The sequence below is a fragment of the Pantoea sp. YR525 genome (genome assembly GCF_900116775.1).
Lineage (GTDB): Bacteria > Pseudomonadota > Gammaproteobacteria > Enterobacterales > Enterobacteriaceae > Pantoea > Pantoea symbiotica.
This window is the reverse complement of record NZ_FPBU01000004.1, coordinates 187,698-202,069: the sequence shown is the minus strand read 5'-3', so window position 1 is coordinate 202,069 and position 14,372 is coordinate 187,698. Positions and strand designations below refer to the sequence as shown.

Annotated in this window: 15 protein-coding genes; 4 read left to right on the top strand and 11 right to left on the bottom strand. The window is 54.8% G+C overall.

From position 1 onward, the window contains the following. The first annotated feature begins 147 nt into the window (after positions 1-147). Together ptsI and crr are read left to right on the top strand one after the other, a co-directional pair. Entirely contained in the window at positions 148-1,875 is a 1,728-nt protein-coding gene (ptsI, locus tag BM323_RS09795; RefSeq protein ID WP_008107802.1) for a phosphoenolpyruvate-protein phosphotransferase PtsI, read from the top strand. A gap of 41 nt (positions 1,876-1,916) precedes the next feature. Further along, the gene (crr, locus tag BM323_RS09790; protein WP_008107804.1) at positions 1,917-2,420 is read left to right on the top strand and encodes a PTS glucose transporter subunit IIA; all 504 of its coding nucleotides are present in this window, start codon (positions 1,917-1,919) and stop codon (positions 2,418-2,420) included. Between the two features lie 114 nt (positions 2,421-2,534). Here crr and BM323_RS09785 read toward each other — a convergent pair whose 3' ends face one another. The 11 genes from BM323_RS09785 to BM323_RS09735 form a co-directional block, all read right to left on the bottom strand. Then, complete coding sequence (locus BM323_RS09785) at positions 2,535-3,896, bottom strand: ATP-binding protein (protein ID WP_008107807.1); 1,362 nt, start codon at positions 3,894-3,896, stop codon at positions 2,535-2,537. Beyond that, positions 3,893-4,573, bottom strand: a complete 681-nt coding sequence (locus BM323_RS09780) for a response regulator transcription factor (RefSeq protein WP_008107810.1) — start codon at positions 4,571-4,573, stop codon at positions 3,893-3,895. The genes BM323_RS09785 and BM323_RS09780 overlap by 4 nt, the downstream gene beginning before the upstream one ends. Before the next feature lie 177 nt (positions 4,574-4,750). Further along, positions 4,751-5,632, bottom strand: a complete 882-nt coding sequence (gene cysM / locus BM323_RS09775; protein WP_008107811.1) for a cysteine synthase CysM — start codon at positions 5,630-5,632, stop codon at positions 4,751-4,753. Between the two features lie 72 nt (positions 5,633-5,704). Continuing rightward, positions 5,705-6,793 (bottom strand): sulfate/thiosulfate ABC transporter ATP-binding protein CysA, encoded by a 1,089-nt coding sequence (gene cysA, locus BM323_RS09770; RefSeq protein ID WP_008107812.1) that lies wholly within the window; start codon positions 6,791-6,793, stop codon positions 5,705-5,707. After that, on the bottom strand, positions 6,783-7,655 hold the full coding sequence (gene cysW / locus BM323_RS09765; protein ID WP_008107814.1) for a sulfate/thiosulfate ABC transporter permease CysW: 873 nt from the start codon (positions 7,653-7,655) through the stop codon (positions 6,783-6,785). Before cysW ends, cysA begins: the two co-directional genes overlap by 11 nt. Further along, positions 7,655-8,488, bottom strand: coding sequence for a sulfate/thiosulfate ABC transporter permease CysT (gene cysT, locus BM323_RS09760; RefSeq protein WP_008107816.1), 834 nt, complete (start codon positions 8,486-8,488; stop codon positions 7,655-7,657). The genes cysW and cysT overlap by 1 nt, the downstream gene beginning before the upstream one ends. Then, positions 8,488-9,504: a sulfate ABC transporter substrate-binding protein gene (locus BM323_RS09755; RefSeq protein WP_008107829.1), complete on the bottom strand. Its 1,017-nt coding sequence runs from the start codon at positions 9,502-9,504 to the stop codon at positions 8,488-8,490. The genes cysT and BM323_RS09755 overlap by 1 nt, the downstream gene beginning before the upstream one ends. Positions 9,505-9,753: 249 nt before the next feature. Next, positions 9,754-10,650, bottom strand: coding sequence for a Dyp-type peroxidase (locus BM323_RS09750; protein WP_008107830.1), 897 nt, complete (start codon positions 10,648-10,650; stop codon positions 9,754-9,756). Positions 10,651-10,752: 102 nt separating this feature from the next. Further along, positions 10,753-11,373, bottom strand: coding sequence for an RpoE-regulated lipoprotein (locus tag BM323_RS09745; protein WP_008107833.1), 621 nt, complete (start codon positions 11,371-11,373; stop codon positions 10,753-10,755). Positions 11,374-11,436: 63 nt separating this feature from the next. Next, a complete protein-coding gene (locus BM323_RS09740; protein ID WP_008107834.1) occupies positions 11,437-11,898 on the bottom strand; it encodes a DUF2919 domain-containing protein in 462 nt (153 codons plus the stop codon). Further along, positions 11,898-12,323, bottom strand: coding sequence for a GNAT family acetyltransferase (locus BM323_RS09735; protein ID WP_007889032.1), 426 nt, complete (start codon positions 12,321-12,323; stop codon positions 11,898-11,900). The genes BM323_RS09740 and BM323_RS09735 overlap by 1 nt, the downstream gene beginning before the upstream one ends. A 211-nt stretch (positions 12,324-12,534) precedes the next feature. Here BM323_RS09735 and amiA point away from each other — a divergent pair, with 211 nt between their 5' ends. Together amiA and hemF are read left to right on the top strand one after the other, a co-directional pair. Beyond that, positions 12,535-13,392, top strand: a complete 858-nt coding sequence (gene amiA / locus BM323_RS09730) for an N-acetylmuramoyl-L-alanine amidase AmiA (RefSeq protein WP_008107837.1) — start codon at positions 12,535-12,537, stop codon at positions 13,390-13,392. A 48-nt stretch (positions 13,393-13,440) separates the two neighbouring features. Continuing rightward, the gene (gene hemF / locus BM323_RS09725) at positions 13,441-14,352 is read left to right on the top strand and encodes an oxygen-dependent coproporphyrinogen oxidase (RefSeq protein WP_008107839.1); all 912 of its coding nucleotides are present in this window, start codon (positions 13,441-13,443) and stop codon (positions 14,350-14,352) included. Positions 14,353-14,372: the final 20 nt, after the last annotated feature.

The window sequence follows — 14,372 nt, the reverse complement described above, 5'->3', positions numbered from 1 at the left end:
TCGCAACTAAACCGACCCCTTTGCCCCATTGAGTGCAAATATCTTGATCGCGGACAACCTGTCCGCGTTATTGCATCTTTAGAGTACTGCTCCGCGACAGTGGCGACGCATCGGGTCAATGAGCCATCGTGATTAAAAGGTAGGGTTATGATTTCAGGCATTTTAGCATCACCGGGTATCGCTTTCGGCAACGCACTTTTGCTGAAGGAAGATGAGATCGTCATTAGCCGTAAAAAAATTACTGACGATCAGGTTGAGCAGGAAGTTCAGCGCTTCCTCGATGGACGCAGCAAAGCTGCTTCACAGCTCGAAGCCATTCGCATTAAAGCCGGTGAAACCTTCGGTGAAGAGAAAGCTGCGATCTTTGAAGGTCACATCATGCTGCTCGAAGACGAAGAGCTTGAGCAGGAAATCATCGACCTCATCAAAAAAGACCACGCTACCGCTGACGCCGCCGCTCACACCGTGATTGAAGGCCAGGCTGTTGCCCTGGAAGAGCTGGATGACGAATACCTGAAAGAGCGTGCGGCTGACGTACGTGATATCGGTAAGCGTCTGCTGCAGAACATTCTCGGTCTGCACATTGTTGATCTGAGCGCGATTGCTGAAGAATCTATTCTGGTGGCGAAAGATTTAACGCCGTCAGAAACCGCACAGCTGAACCTGAAAAAGGTGCTGGGCTTTATCACCGATATTGGTGGACGTACCTCTCACACCTCTATCATGGCGCGTTCACTCGAGCTGCCAGCCATTGTTGGCACCGGTAACGTGACCACCACCGTGAAAAACGGTGATTTCCTGATTATTGATGGCGTGAACAACAAGATTTACGTCAATCCTTCAGAGCAGGAACTGGAAGAGCTGAAAGCGATCCAGACGCAATATCTGTCTGAGAAGCATGAACTGGCGAAACTGAAAGATCTGCCAGCGATTACGCTGGATGGCCATCAGGTTGAAGTCTGCGCTAACATCGGTACCGTGCGCGATGTCGCCGGTGCAGAGCGTAACGGCGCAGAAGGTGTTGGCCTGTATCGTACCGAGTTCCTGTTTATGGACCGCGATTCACTGCCAACTGAAGAAGAGCAATTCCAGGCTTATAAAGCGGTTGCTGAAGCTGTGGGTTCGCAGGCGGTTATCGTGCGTACCATGGACATCGGCGGCGACAAAGATCTGCCTTACATGAATCTGCCGAAAGAAGACAATCCATTCCTCGGCTGGCGCGCGATTCGTATCGCCATGGACCGCAAAGAGATTTTGCATGCGCAGCTGCGCGCGATTCTGCGTGCCTCCTCTTTCGGTAAACTGCGCATCATGTTCCCAATGATCATTTCAGTAGAAGAAGTTCGCATTCTGAAAGGCGAGCTGGAGCTGCTGAAAGCGCAACTGCGTGAAGAAGGCAAATCCTTTGATGAGTCCATTGAAGTGGGCATCATGGTTGAAACGCCAGCATCCGCAGTGATTGCTCGCCATCTGGCGAAAGAAGTCGACTTCTTTAGTATTGGGACAAATGACCTGACGCAGTATACTCTGGCGGTCGATCGTGGTAATGATTTGATTTCACACCTCTATAACCCAATGACGCCGTCTGTTCTGGGCCTCATTAAGCAAGTGATCGACGCATCACATGCCGAAGGGAAATGGACCGGCATGTGTGGTGAGCTGGCTGGTGATGAACGTGCTACACTACTGTTACTGGGAATGGGGCTGGACGAATTCAGCATGAGCGCCATTTCAATCCCAAGCATCAAGAAAATCATTCGTAATACTAATTTCGAAGATGCGAAGGCATTGGCGGAGCAGGCTCTGGATCAACCAACAGCGGATGATTTGATGAATTTGGTCAACAAGTTCATTAAAGAAAAAACGCTCTGCTGATCCACGGACGCTAGCCTCAAATTACTGCTTAGGAGAAGATCATGGGTTTGTTTTCTAAACTTTTTGGCGAAAAATCAGAGAGCGCGTCAGGCACTATCGATATCGTTGCGCCTCTGTCAGGCGAAATCGTAAATATCGAAGACGTACCTGATGTGGTATTCGCTGAGAAAATCGTTGGTGACGGTATCGCAATCAAACCAACCGGCAACAAAATGGTTGCACCGGTTGATGGTACTATCGGCAAGATTTTCGAAACTAACCACGCATTTTCAATCGAGTCTGATAACGGCATCGAACTGTTTGTTCACTTCGGTATCGACACGGTTGAGCTCAAAGGTGAAGGTTTCAAACGCATCGCTGAAGAAGGCCAGAAGGTTAAGAAAGGCGACGTGGTGATCGAGTTTGATCTGGCACTGCTGGAAGAGAAAGCGAAATCCACGCTGACGCCGGTTGTAATCTCGAACATGGACGAGATTAAAGACCTGATCAAACTCTCCGGTCAGGTAACTGTGGGCGAGACTCCGGTTATCCGCATCAAGAAGTAAGCTTCGGCTGATTCGTGAGAATTGTAAAACGGCACCCAATGGGTGCCGTTTTTGTTTACTTAAAAATTAGAGCTCTGAATGCGCCAGGAGCGGTCAGGACGACCACACCAAGCCTCATTCCTGCTTCCAGCGCGGCAACCTTAACGTCAGCTCCAAACCCCCTTCCGGGCGATTTACCGCCTGCACTTCACCGTGATGCGCCAGAATCACCTTACGCACAATTGAAAGCCCCAAACCGTAGCCTTTGCCCATCAGCGGAGAATTCACGCGGACAAAAGGATCGAAGATACTTGAGAGCTTCTCATCGTCAACTCCCGGCCCTTGATCGCGCACGCTAATCGCCAGCCACTGATTCTCCGCCTGCAGGCGCACATTGATGTGCTGACCTTTATGCGAGAAACGCAGCGCATTGCGCAGCACATTCTCCACGCCACGGCGAATCAGCTCTGCATTGCCGTGAACGGTGTAATCCGCATTCTCATCAACCTGAAAATCGACTTTCACGCCAGGAATTTGCGCCTCGTAGCGAACATCAGTCACCACCGCATGCAGCAGGCCGGTAAGGTCGAAATACTGTTCGCCCGGCATACTCTCGTGTTCAGCACGCGAAAGCGTCAGCAGTTCGCCAATCATCTTGTCGAGGCGTCGGGCCTCTTCATCAATACGATTGAGTGAGGACTCAACGGATTCCGGTGTCTGCCGCGCTAAGCCGGTCGCCAGCTGCAAGCGTGCCAGCGGTGAACGCAGTTCGTGGGAGATATCATGCAGCAGCTCCTCGCGCGCTTTTACCAGCGTATCGAGGCGCTCCACCATCGCATCAAAATCCTGCGCAACGTTTGACAGCTCATCATGGCGTTTACGCATCACCGGATAGAGCCGCACCGACAAATCACCGCTGGAGACGCGCGCAAAGCCCTCGCGCAGCTGCCGCATCGGCCGCGTCAGGTTCCACGCCAGCAGCAGGCTAAACAGCAGCCCCAATGCACCAGCGAAAGTAAACATCGGTTCTGGGATATTCAGGATGCGACGCGGGCCGCCGCCGCCCATCGAGCTATCTTCACGCAGGCCTTTAACGTCATAACGCAACTCGTACTGTTTACCATCCTGTCCTTTCACCCAACGCACAATCACATTGGGAAAAGGCCCATGAAACGGTGCGCTAAAGGTTTCCGGTGGCGCATCGCCCGGCGTGGTAACGGGTTTATCGTGCTGAATGACTGAGAAGAACTGACGATCGTTCGGCTCCCAATCCGCCATCATGTCATCCAGCGAACTCAGCCCGCCGCGTTCCAGCACTGAGACGGCGGAAGCCATTTGCAGATTAACAATACGGCGAATCGCGACAATCTCGGGCGGCTCATGTCGATTACCAGAGAGCGTAAAGCCCAGCCACAACAGCTGGCTGATGATGACAAACACAATCCAGAAGCCCAGCAAAATCTTCCAGAACATGCGGCCGCGATAGCTGTGTTTCATCGAATGCGATAACCAATACTGCGCACAGTTTCAATGTTGACGCTGTCGGCGGTTAACGCAGCCAGCTTTTGACGGATGTTGCTGATATGCACATCAACGCTGCGATCGTATGCTTCGCGCGGACGGCCAAGGCCTTTTTCCGACAGCTCATCTTTCGACACCACGCGGTCCGGTGCACGCAGCAGCAGATCCAGCAAATTAAACTCTGAAGCCGTCAGGTCGAACGCTTTGCCCTGCCATTCGGTGATACGTGTCGCGGGATTGAGGCTCAGATCGCCCCAGCGCAACAGCTCTTTCTTATCCGGCAGCGGAGTTTGATCTTCAAAGCGACGCAGCACGGCACGCAGACGGGCCACCAGTTCACGCGGATAGCACGGTTTCGGCATGTAATCATCCGCGCCCATTTCAAGTCCGATAACACGATCAATGTTGTCGCCTTTCGCCGTCAGCATAATCACCGGCAAACGGCTGTTCTGGCGCACCTGACGCAGCACATCGATGCCGCTCATATCAGGCAGCATGATGTCGAGAATCATCGCGGTATAATTACCCGACAGCGCACCTTCAACACCGGCGCTTCCGGTTAAAACCAATTGCGTTTCAAAGCCTTCCGCAATCAGGTATTGGCTCAGCATGGTGCCAAGCTCTACATCATCATCAACCAGCAGGATTTTCATTTTTATCTCTCGTACAAAATTGCCGCTATTTTGTCCTGACTCCGCCGCGAGCGCAGCCGGTTTTACGCGATCCTTACAGTGCTTACGCTAGACGATTATTAGGGGAACTATAGACAAAAATGGCCCAGTCATACTTTAAAGGTACGCATAGGCCAAATTAAATGCGGGGAAAATCACTCAATGGAAAACACCGGTGGAGAGATAGCGATCGCCACGATCGCAAACAATCGCCACCACCACGCTGCCTGGCTGCGCCGTCGCAATACGCAAGGCGCCAGCCACCGCGCCGCCAGAGCTAACGCCACAGAAAATCCCTTCACGCTGTGCCAGCGCGCGCATGGTCTCTTCCGCCTCGCGCTGCGCCATATCGATCACCTCATCCACCAGCTCCGGACGGAAAATGCCGGGCAGATAGGCTTCGGGCCAGCGACGTATACCGGGAATGCTACTGCCCTCTTGCGGCTGCAGGCCAATCACCTGCACCGCAGGCGCGAACTCTTTCAGGTAACGTCCAACGCCGGTGATGGTGCCGGTGGTGCCCATGCTGGAGACAAAATGCGTCATGCGGCCAGCGGTTTGCTGCCAGATTTCCGGGCCTGTGGTGAGATAGTGCCCCAGCGGGTTATCGGGATTGTTAAACTGATCGAGCACACGTCCTTCGCCACGATCGGCCATCGCCTGCGCCAAATCGCGCGCCCCTTCCATGCCCTGCTCGCGCGTCACCAGCAGCAACTCAGCGCCGTAAGCACGCATCGCGTCCTGACGCTCCTGGCTCATGTTATCGGGCATCAGCAGACGCAGCTTGTAACCTTTCATCGCGGCGATCATCGCCAGCGCAATGCCGGTATTGCCGCTAGTGGCTTCAATTAAGGTATCACCCGGCTTGATATCACCGCGCAACTCCGCCTGATGAATCATCGACCAGGCCGCACGATCTTTCACGGAACCGGCTGGATTGTTGCCTTCCAGCTTTAGCCAGATCTCGCTGCCGTTATCAGGCGTCAGGCGCTGCAACTTAATCAACGGCGTATTGCCGATGGTATTTTCCAGTGTGGTCACGATTTGATTCCAGACGAAAGAGGGGCAAATAAAACGGGCGGGAAAATCCCGCCCGAAGGAGTGTCAAAAATATCAGGCGCTCTCGGCAAAGGCAACCGGGCGCAGCGGCGTAGTGCCATGGTAAATTCGCGCCTGTTGCAGGCCAACAAACAGGCGTTCACCGCGAATCGGCGCGTTATGGTCGCCATCAAACACCACCGAGAACACATCGCCCTGCCAACCGCTCGGCTGCACCACCAATTGCCAGAAGTGGCCACGCGGGCTGATCTCCAGCACCTGCACCGGCAAAGGCGTTTCCAGGCTGCTCTGGCGTGAAATGTCGATTTCCCACGGACGCAGGAACAGCTCAACTTCGCCCTGATGCGCTGGCGTGTAGCCCAGCGGCCAGCGATGTGCGGCAACATGGAACTGCGAGCCGTGCACTTCGCCTGCAAAGCGATTCACTTCACCGAGGAATTCGAGCACAAAGCGCGTCGCCGGGTCGCGCCACACGTCATCTGGCGTGCCAACCTGTTCGATATTACCCTGGCTCATCACCACCACGGTATCCGCCACTTCCATCGCTTCTTCCTGATCGTGGGTGACGAACACGCTGGTGAATTTCAACTCTTCATGCAGCTGACGCAACCAGCGACGCAGCTCTTTACGCACCTGCGCATCAAGCGCGCCAAACGGCTCATCCAGCAGCAGAATTTGTGGTTCTACCGCCAACGCACGCGCCAGCGCCACACGCTGTTTCTGTCCACCAGACAACTGTGCCGGGAAGCGGTTGCCGAGATGGGAAAGTTGTACCATCTCAAGCAGACGCGTAACGCGCTGTTTGATCTCAGCAGCACTAGGACGTTCGCGACGTGGCAGCACCGTCAGGCCAAAGGCGATGTTGTCGAACACCGTCATGTGGCGGAACAGCGCATAGTGCTGGAATACAAATCCAACCTGACGATCGCGCGCATGGATGCGGCTGACGTCTTTGCCATTGAAATGGATTTGTCCGCTGTTCTGATGTTCCAGCCCGGCGATAATACGCAGCAGCGTCGTTTTACCGGAACCAGACGGCCCCAGCAGCCCCACCATCTTGCCGGAAGGAATATCCAGAGAGATGTCGTTCAGAACCGACGTGCGGTCAAACGATTTGTTGATTTGTTTAATCTCAATGCTCATGATTTTCCTCCTGTAGGCGCTTCTGCTGATGCTCTAATCGCCACTGCACCACGCTTTTCAGAAACAGCGTTACAATTGCCATCAGGGTCAGCAGCGCGGCGGCGGTAAAGGCGCCCACGGTGTTGTAATCCTGATGCAGTAATTCAACCTGAAGCGGCAAAGTATAGGTTTCGCCGCGAATCGATCCCGAAACCACCGAGACCGCACCAAATTCACCAATCGCACGTGCGTTGGTCAGCACCACGCCATACATCAGCGCCCAGCGGATATTTGGCAGCGTCACGCGGCGGAACATCTGCCAGCCAGATGCACCCAGCAGCACCGCTGCTTCATCTTCATGGCTGCCCTGGCTCAGCATCACCGGCACCAATTCACGCACCACAAACGGACAGGTAACGAAGATGGTAGCCAGCACCATGCCCGGCCAGGAGAACATAATCTGAATATTGTGCGCATCCAGCCAGCCACCGGCAGGACCGTTGACGCCCCAGAACAGCAGATACATCAAACCGGCAACTACCGGCGACACCGCAAAGGGGATATCAAACAGCGTCAACAAGAGCTGGCGGCCGGGGAAAGTAAAGCGCGTTACCAGCCACGCCAGCAGCGTACCGAACACCATGTTGACCGGCACGGTAATCAGCGCCACTAACAGGGTCAGCCAAATGGCGTGCAGCATGTCGCCATCTTTCAGGTTATTCAGCGAGGCAACCAAACCCTGGTTGAGCGCTTCCCAAAAGATGGAAACCATCGGCACCACCAGCAGCAAGATGGAAACCAGCGCGCCAATGCCAATCAGCAGCCACTTGCCCCAGTTGATTGGCTGGCGGTCAGCGTGATTAATGTGTGAAATCTCCGCCATCAATGGCCTCCTAAGCGACGGCCAAAGCGGCTCTGCAAGGTGTTAATCGCGAACAGCAGCAGCAAGGAAGCGGCCATGATCACTGAAGCGATGGCGCTCGCCGCCGGATAATCAAACTCCTGCAGACGCACGAAAATCATCAGCGAGGTCACTTCGGTTTTCCACGCAATGTTACCGGCGATAAAGATCACTGCGCCGAACTCACCGATGCTGCGGGTAAACGACAGCGCGGTACCCGCCAGCAACGCCGGCGCCACTTCTGGCAGCACCACGCGACGGAAGCTCTGCCAGCGCGTAGCTCCGAGGGTTTCCGCAGCTTCTTCATATTCCGGACCTAACTCTTCCAGCACCGGCTGCACGGTACGCACCACAAACGGGATGCTGGTAAAGGCCATCGCCACGGCAATGCCGAGCCAGGTGTAAGAGACTTTGATATCAAAATGCGCCAGCCACTGACCGTACCAGCCGTTGACCGAGAACAGGCCTGCCAGCGTTAAGCCCGCCACTGCAGTTGGCAGCGCAAACGGCAGATCCATCAAACCATCGAGCAGCGTGCGTCCGGGGAAGCGATAGCGCGTCAGAATCCACGCCATCAGCATGCCGAATACCGCGTTGAACAGCGAAGCCACGCCCGCCGCCAGAATCGTCACTTTATACGCGGCAATTAGCTGCGGATGGGTAATCACCGCCCAGTATTGCGCCAGCGTCATCTGCGACAGCTGCATCAGCAAAGCGCTGATCGGCAGCAGCAGAATCAGGCAGGTGAAGAGTAAGCTGGTGCCGAGACTCAATCCAAAGCCCGGCAAAACACGTTTTTGAGCAAGCGCAAACATTAACCGCGCCCCGCTGCCAGTAATTTATCCAGCTCACCGTCACTGGCGAAATGGACTTTCATCACATTGTCCCAGCCGCCAAAGGCATCTTTGACGTTGAACAGTTCAGTCTGCGGGAAGCGATCTTTCTGCTCCGCCATCAACTGCGGATTGTTCACGCGATAGTAGTAACTGGTGATAATTTTCTGCGCTTCAGGCGTGTAGAGATAATTCAGATAGGCTTTGGCCGCGTCTGTGGTGCCGTTGTGCTCGACATTTTTGTCGACCCACGCCACCGGGAACTCCGCCAGAATATTGGTTTTCGGCACGATCACTTCGTACTGGTCTTTGCCGTACTGATTACGGATGTTATTCACTTCCGATTCAAAACTGATCAGCACATCGCCCAGCCCGCGCTCGGCAAACGTAGTGGTAGCGCCGCGACCGCCGGTATCAAAAACTTCAACGTTCTTCAGGAACTTTGCCATAAAGGCTTCAGTTTTAGCTATATCTTTGCCATCGGCCTGATCGGCAGCGCCCCACGCGGCAAGATAGGTGTAACGGCCGTTACCGGACGTTTTAGGATTCGGGAAAATCAGCTTCACGTTATCGCGCGCCAGATCGGCCCAGCTGTGAATCTGCTTCGGGTTACCTTTACGCACCAGAAACGCCATGGTGGAGTAAAACGGTGAGCTGCTGTTTGGCAGACGTTGTTGCCAGTCAGCGGGAATCAGTTGGCCTTTGTCATGCAGCACCTGCACATCAGTAACCTGATTGTAGGTGACCACATCGGCGCGCAGACCTTGCAGAATCGCCAGCGCCTGCTTTGAAGAACCGGCGTGTGACTGCTTGATGGTCAGCTTGTCATTGGGATGCGCAGCGTCCCACTGCTTTTCAAAGGGTGCATTCAGGGCAACAAACAGTTCGCGTGAAACGTCGTAGGAGCTATTCAGCAACTCGGTCGCTTGCGCCGCACTGGCTAAAGCACACGACAGCGCGATACCGCCAAGCCATTTTTTCGAAATCGGAAGTGTCATGCTGCACCCTGAAAGACGGCAGTTAAGCCAATGCCATTAGATGCTGTCAGTGTATTTATAACTCAGGGGAAAGCTGTAACGGTTTTATATATCGTTTAGGGATTTCAAAGTCTAAAAAGGCATAAGACGGCGGGAGAGTTTATGCGGTGAGTGGGAATGAATTGTGCGGCGTTTTGGCCAGGTCGCCATAAATGGCAACCCTACGAAATTTCACACCGAAGGGTCGCCATTTATGGCGACCTCGCTTAATTACAACGCTGTCAGCACATCCAATGACGGCGCAAAGAAATAGCTACCACTCACCGGTTTAGTGAAGCGCAACATCGCGTCCATTTTGCCGTCGCGCTCGCCGAACATGCTCAGCAGCTGCTGCTCGATATTGTAGAGACGATGACAGTAAGAGATGAAGTACAGGCCATGCGTACCGCTGGCGCTGCCGTACGGCAGGCTTTGGCGCAGAATCTTCAGCCCTTTGCCCTCTTCTTTCAGATCGACACGGCTGAGATGCGACGTCGCAGGACGCTGATCGCCCGGCAGCTCTTCATCCGTCTCTTTGGTACGACCAATAATCGCTTCCTGCTTCTCTACTGCCATACGATTCCACAGCTTGAGGTTATGCTCCCAGCGTTGGGTAAACACATAGCTTCCGCCCGCATCCGCGCCCGCGCTGATAATCGCCACATCCTTACGCGCTTCGCCCTGCGGGTTTTCCGTGCCATCGACAAAGCCCGACAGATCGCGATCTTCAATCCAGCGGAAGCCGTGTGTCTCTTCTTCGATATTGACGGCAGCGGCAAAGGCGCTGAGTGCCGCCTGAGCCAGCGCGAAGTTCACGTCATGTCGTTGAGATTGAATATGGATCAGCAAATCGCGCTGCGTGGCTGGCGCAATGCCGTTACCGAGCGCGGCGAAAGCTTTGAGTTCAAGTGCAGAAGCGTTGCCTTGCAGATCGCGCCACAGCGCATCGCCAAAGGCGATCACCGCGCCCAATCCGGCATCACTGAATTTGGTTTGCAGCGCTTCAAGCTGCTGCAGGAAGGATTTGCTGCCCTGGCGCAGCGCGTCAAGATCGCCCGTGACGCGGGCTTCGAGCCAAATGGCGAAACGGCGGTGTTCCAACAGGATCCCGCTCTGAAACTGAGACATTGCACTGCTCTCCGGCATGAAAGTTAGACGATGTTTTTTTCGCCCGTATCATACCGGAAAGCCACACTCTTTGAGCGGGTGTTTAAGCAAGTTTTATCTTGTTTAACGCTGCCAGACAATCTTGCTGATTTTCCAGCTTTTCAGGGTCTCGTCCGACGGCATCAAGCCTTCCGGACCATGCCACTCACCACTGTAGATGTAGGAGATATGCTGGCTGCCCGGCGCGCGGCATTCAACATCACGTGCATCGAGACCGGTGACCATTTTGCAGTTATTAAAGGCTTTGCTGAACTTCGCGCTGAACAGATCGCCGATCTTGCTGCCGTCCGCCGCTTTGGCATCGGCATCCTGCACTTCAATGCGCTCAACGCTGGTGCTGCCGTTAATCACCAATTTAACCTTGTCGCCATCCAGCGCCTGCCAGAAATCCACCACCTGACCATTCTGCGTGCGCATACCCTGACGCAGTTTGTAATCGCCGTTCAAGGCTTTATTGATGGCGTCTTCCGACATTGAAGTGGTGCTCGTCAGGCCTGCAACGCCTTGCTCGGTGACCTCCAGCGATCCACCAAACCAGCCGAGCGGATTGAGCGCTGACCAGTGATAGCTCAGCGGATTGTACCAATGACTTTCGCTATCGCTCGCGTTGGTTGAGGAACCCGAACTGGCGCAGCCGGCCAGAATCATGCTGCTAACCAGCAGTGCGTGACGAACAACCTTCATGAAAACTCCTTGATCTGCTAAGCCGATTGGCGTGCCTGTTGGAGTCGCAAACCGGCAAAAAGTTTATTCGATGTGCTGATGTTCCGGCAGAAAGCAGTCGCGCAGGCGATGTTGCGTTTGCAGCCAGAACAGCGCCAGCAAGTCAAACAGCGTCAATAACAGCGGCAGCGGCGAGTCGGGAAAGGCACCTTGCAGCAGACTGAAACCTTGCCACAGCAGGCTGATGAGTAACGATGCGCTCAATACATGACGCCAGCTTTGCCACAGGCGCGGCCAGCGCTGACGATAGCCGGTCAGCAACAAGCCAATCGCCGCCGGAATGCCTAACGCCAGTCCCAGCCAGAAGCTTTGGCGATCGGGATAGAACAGCGCCAGCAAATCATTGCCCTGCTGACGCGATGCGCCCGCCATCACCAGCAGCAGCCAGGTGCGCGCCTGTAATAACAGGATCAGCCAGAAAAGAAACGGCAGCCGCAGCTGCCCTTTCGCATCGTACTCTTCGGGAAGGTATTTCAAAGCGACCATTAATACTCGCGATCTTCAATCAAACGCTTGCCCAGCAGCAGCGAATCCACCGGCTCGTACTCAAGCTTTTCATAGAACGCCACCACCTGATCGTTCTCTTCACGCACCATCAAATTGATCTTTGGACAACCGCGCGCAATCAGCTTCTTCTCAAGACGATTCATCAACGCATTGGCAAAACCACGGCCCTGATAATCAGGATGCACCGCCAGATAGTAGACAGAGCCGCGATGGCCGTCGTAGCCGCCCATCACCGTACCGACCACTTCGCCACCGACTTCCGCGACCAGAAACAGTTCCGGGTCGTGGTTCATTTTGCGTTCGATGTCCAGCTCGGGATCGTTCCATGGGCGTAACAAATCGCAACGCTCCCAGAGCGTGATCACTTCTTCAAAATCTTCCTGGCGGAAAGAACGGATTTCCATCGACGTTACCCTGCTGTTAGGCACAATTCGCTGATTATCACGCATTCTTTGCCAGGCGCAACCCTCACGCGTGACAACGGGGCAAAAAAAGCGCGACATCGCTGTTAGTCAGTTGCAATAGAAAGTAAACACTTGAAATAGTTACGAGGTCGCCGCCTGGCAATTGTTACGCTATAACACTGGGCAGGATTTACCTGCCATGGACCCGTAAATGAAGAAGATTTCACTGCTAAAGCGCCTTACCAATCGTCGCCAACTGATACTTTCCGGTTTAGCGCTGGCGGTGTTGTCACCGCGCGCGGTGCAGGCCAAAGAACAGAACAGCGATTTGCGCGTCAGTCCGCGCCATACGCCACCGAAACCCGCCAGCAACGGCAAACGCATCGTGATGATCGATCCCGGCCACGGCGGTATCGATTCCGGCGCTGTCGGCGAAGAGGGTTCGGAAGAAAAACACATCGTGCTGGCGATCGCTAACACCGTGAAGACGCTGCTGCAGTCGCATCCGCGCATCGAAGTACGCCTGACGCGCGACAGCGACCACTTTATTCCGCTTTATCAGCGCGTCGAAATTGCCCATCAGCACGGCGCTAACCTGTTTATGTCGATTCACGCCGACGGCTATACCAGCCCGGATGCTAACGGCGCATCGGTATTTGCCCTTTCCAATCGCGGTGCCAGCAGCGCGATGGCGCGTTATCTGTCGCAGCGTGAAAACGACGCCGACAAAGTGGGCGGTGCCGAGGTGCAGGATAAAGATCATTACCTCAATCAGATTTTGTTCGATCTGGTGCAGACCGATACCATCCGCAACAGCCTGACGCTCGGCAAGCACGTTCTCGATCAGATTCGCCCGGTGCATCATCTGCACAGTCAGCACACCGAGCAGGCCGCGTTTGCAGTGCTGAAATCGCCGTCGATTCCCTCGGTGCTGGTGGAAACCTCCTTCATTACCAATCCGCGTGAGGAACAATTGCTCGGCACGCAGGCGTTCCGCCAGAAAATTGCCAGCGCCATTGCCGACGGCATCGCACGCTACTTTGATGAGGTCGATCGTCGCGAAGCATAGCCTTTATCCTGTGGTAGAATCGCGGCAAATTTCCGGAACGAGTGACTGATGAGCAATCCCGATATTTCCCGCGTCAAAGCCTTTTTGCTGGCGCTGCAAGATGATATTTGCGCCCAATTAGCGGCGGAAGATGGCAAGGCGAGCTTTGCCGAAGATGAGTGGCAACGTCCCGGCGGCGGCGGCGGACGCAGTCGCGTCTTGCGTGATGGCGCGGTATTTGAACAAGCTGGCGTTAACTTCTCGCACGTGCACGGCGATCAAATGCCGGCTTCCGCTACCGCACATCGTCCCGAACTGGCTGGCCGCAGCTTTGAAGCGATGGGCGTGTCGCTGGTGGTGCACCCATCCAATCCTTATGTACCAACCAGCCACGCCAACGTGCGCTTCTTTATTGCGGAAAAACCGGGTGCCGATCCGGTGTGGTGGTTTGGCGGCGGTTTCGATCTCACGCCTTACTACGGCTTCGAAGAGGATGCGCTGCACTGGCATCAAACCGCACACGATCTGTGCCAGCCGTTTGGTAAAGAGGTTTATCCGCGCTACAAAAAGTGGTGCGATGATTACTTCTATCTCAAGCATCGCGACGAGCAGCGTGGCATCGGCGGCCTGTTCTATGACGATTTAAACACGCCCGATTTCGATTACTGCTTCGATTTCATGCAGGCGGTCGGCAACGGTTTCGCCAACGCCTATCTGCCGATTGTGGCGAAGCGTAAAGCGCTGCCGTGGGGCGATCGCGAGCGCCAGTTCCAGCTTTACCGTCGTGGTCGCTACGTCGAGTTCAATCTGGTGTGGGATCGCGGCACGCTGTTTGGCCTGCAAACCGGCGGTCGCACCGAATCCATTTTGATGTCGATGCCACCGCTGGTGCGCTGGGAATACGATTATCAGCCCGCAGCCGACTCCCCCGAAGCCGCGCTGTACCGCGATTTCCTGCCAGTGAAAGATTGGCTGAAATAACTCGTAGGGTCGCCATTCAT

Excerpts from the sequence above, each read along its gene's own strand:
- hemF (WP_008107839.1), top strand. The coding sequence starts at position 13,441 with ATGAGCAATCCCGATATTTCCCGCGTCAAAGCCTTTTTGCTGGCGCTG.
- cysW (WP_008107814.1), bottom strand. The coding sequence starts at position 7,655 with ATGGCGGAGATTTCACACATTAATCACGCTGACCGCCAGCCAATCAAC.
- amiA (WP_008107837.1), top strand. The coding sequence starts at position 12,535 with ATGAAGAAGATTTCACTGCTAAAGCGCCTTACCAATCGTCGCCAACTG.
- cysT (WP_008107816.1), bottom strand. The coding sequence starts at position 8,488 with ATGTTTGCGCTTGCTCAAAAACGTGTTTTGCCGGGCTTTGGATTGAGT.
- BM323_RS09755 (WP_008107829.1), bottom strand. The coding sequence starts at position 9,504 with ATGACACTTCCGATTTCGAAAAAATGGCTTGGCGGTATCGCGCTGTCG.
- BM323_RS09745 (WP_008107833.1), bottom strand. The coding sequence starts at position 11,373 with ATGAAGGTTGTTCGTCACGCACTGCTGGTTAGCAGCATGATTCTGGCC.
- BM323_RS09740 (WP_008107834.1), bottom strand. The coding sequence starts at position 11,898 with ATGGTCGCTTTGAAATACCTTCCCGAAGAGTACGATGCGAAAGGGCAG.
- cysA (WP_008107812.1), bottom strand. The coding sequence starts at position 6,793 with ATGAGCATTGAGATTAAACAAATCAACAAATCGTTTGACCGCACGTCG.
- BM323_RS09750 (WP_008107830.1), bottom strand. The coding sequence starts at position 10,650 with ATGTCTCAGTTTCAGAGCGGGATCCTGTTGGAACACCGCCGTTTCGCC.
- ptsI (WP_008107802.1), top strand. The coding sequence starts at position 148 with ATGATTTCAGGCATTTTAGCATCACCGGGTATCGCTTTCGGCAACGCA.
- BM323_RS09735 (WP_007889032.1), bottom strand. The coding sequence starts at position 12,323 with ATGGAAATCCGTTCTTTCCGCCAGGAAGATTTTGAAGAAGTGATCACG.
- BM323_RS09785 (WP_008107807.1), bottom strand. The coding sequence starts at position 3,896 with ATGAAACACAGCTATCGCGGCCGCATGTTCTGGAAGATTTTGCTGGGC.
- BM323_RS09780 (WP_008107810.1), bottom strand. The coding sequence starts at position 4,573 with ATGAAAATCCTGCTGGTTGATGATGATGTAGAGCTTGGCACCATGCTG.
- crr (WP_008107804.1), top strand. The coding sequence starts at position 1,917 with ATGGGTTTGTTTTCTAAACTTTTTGGCGAAAAATCAGAGAGCGCGTCA.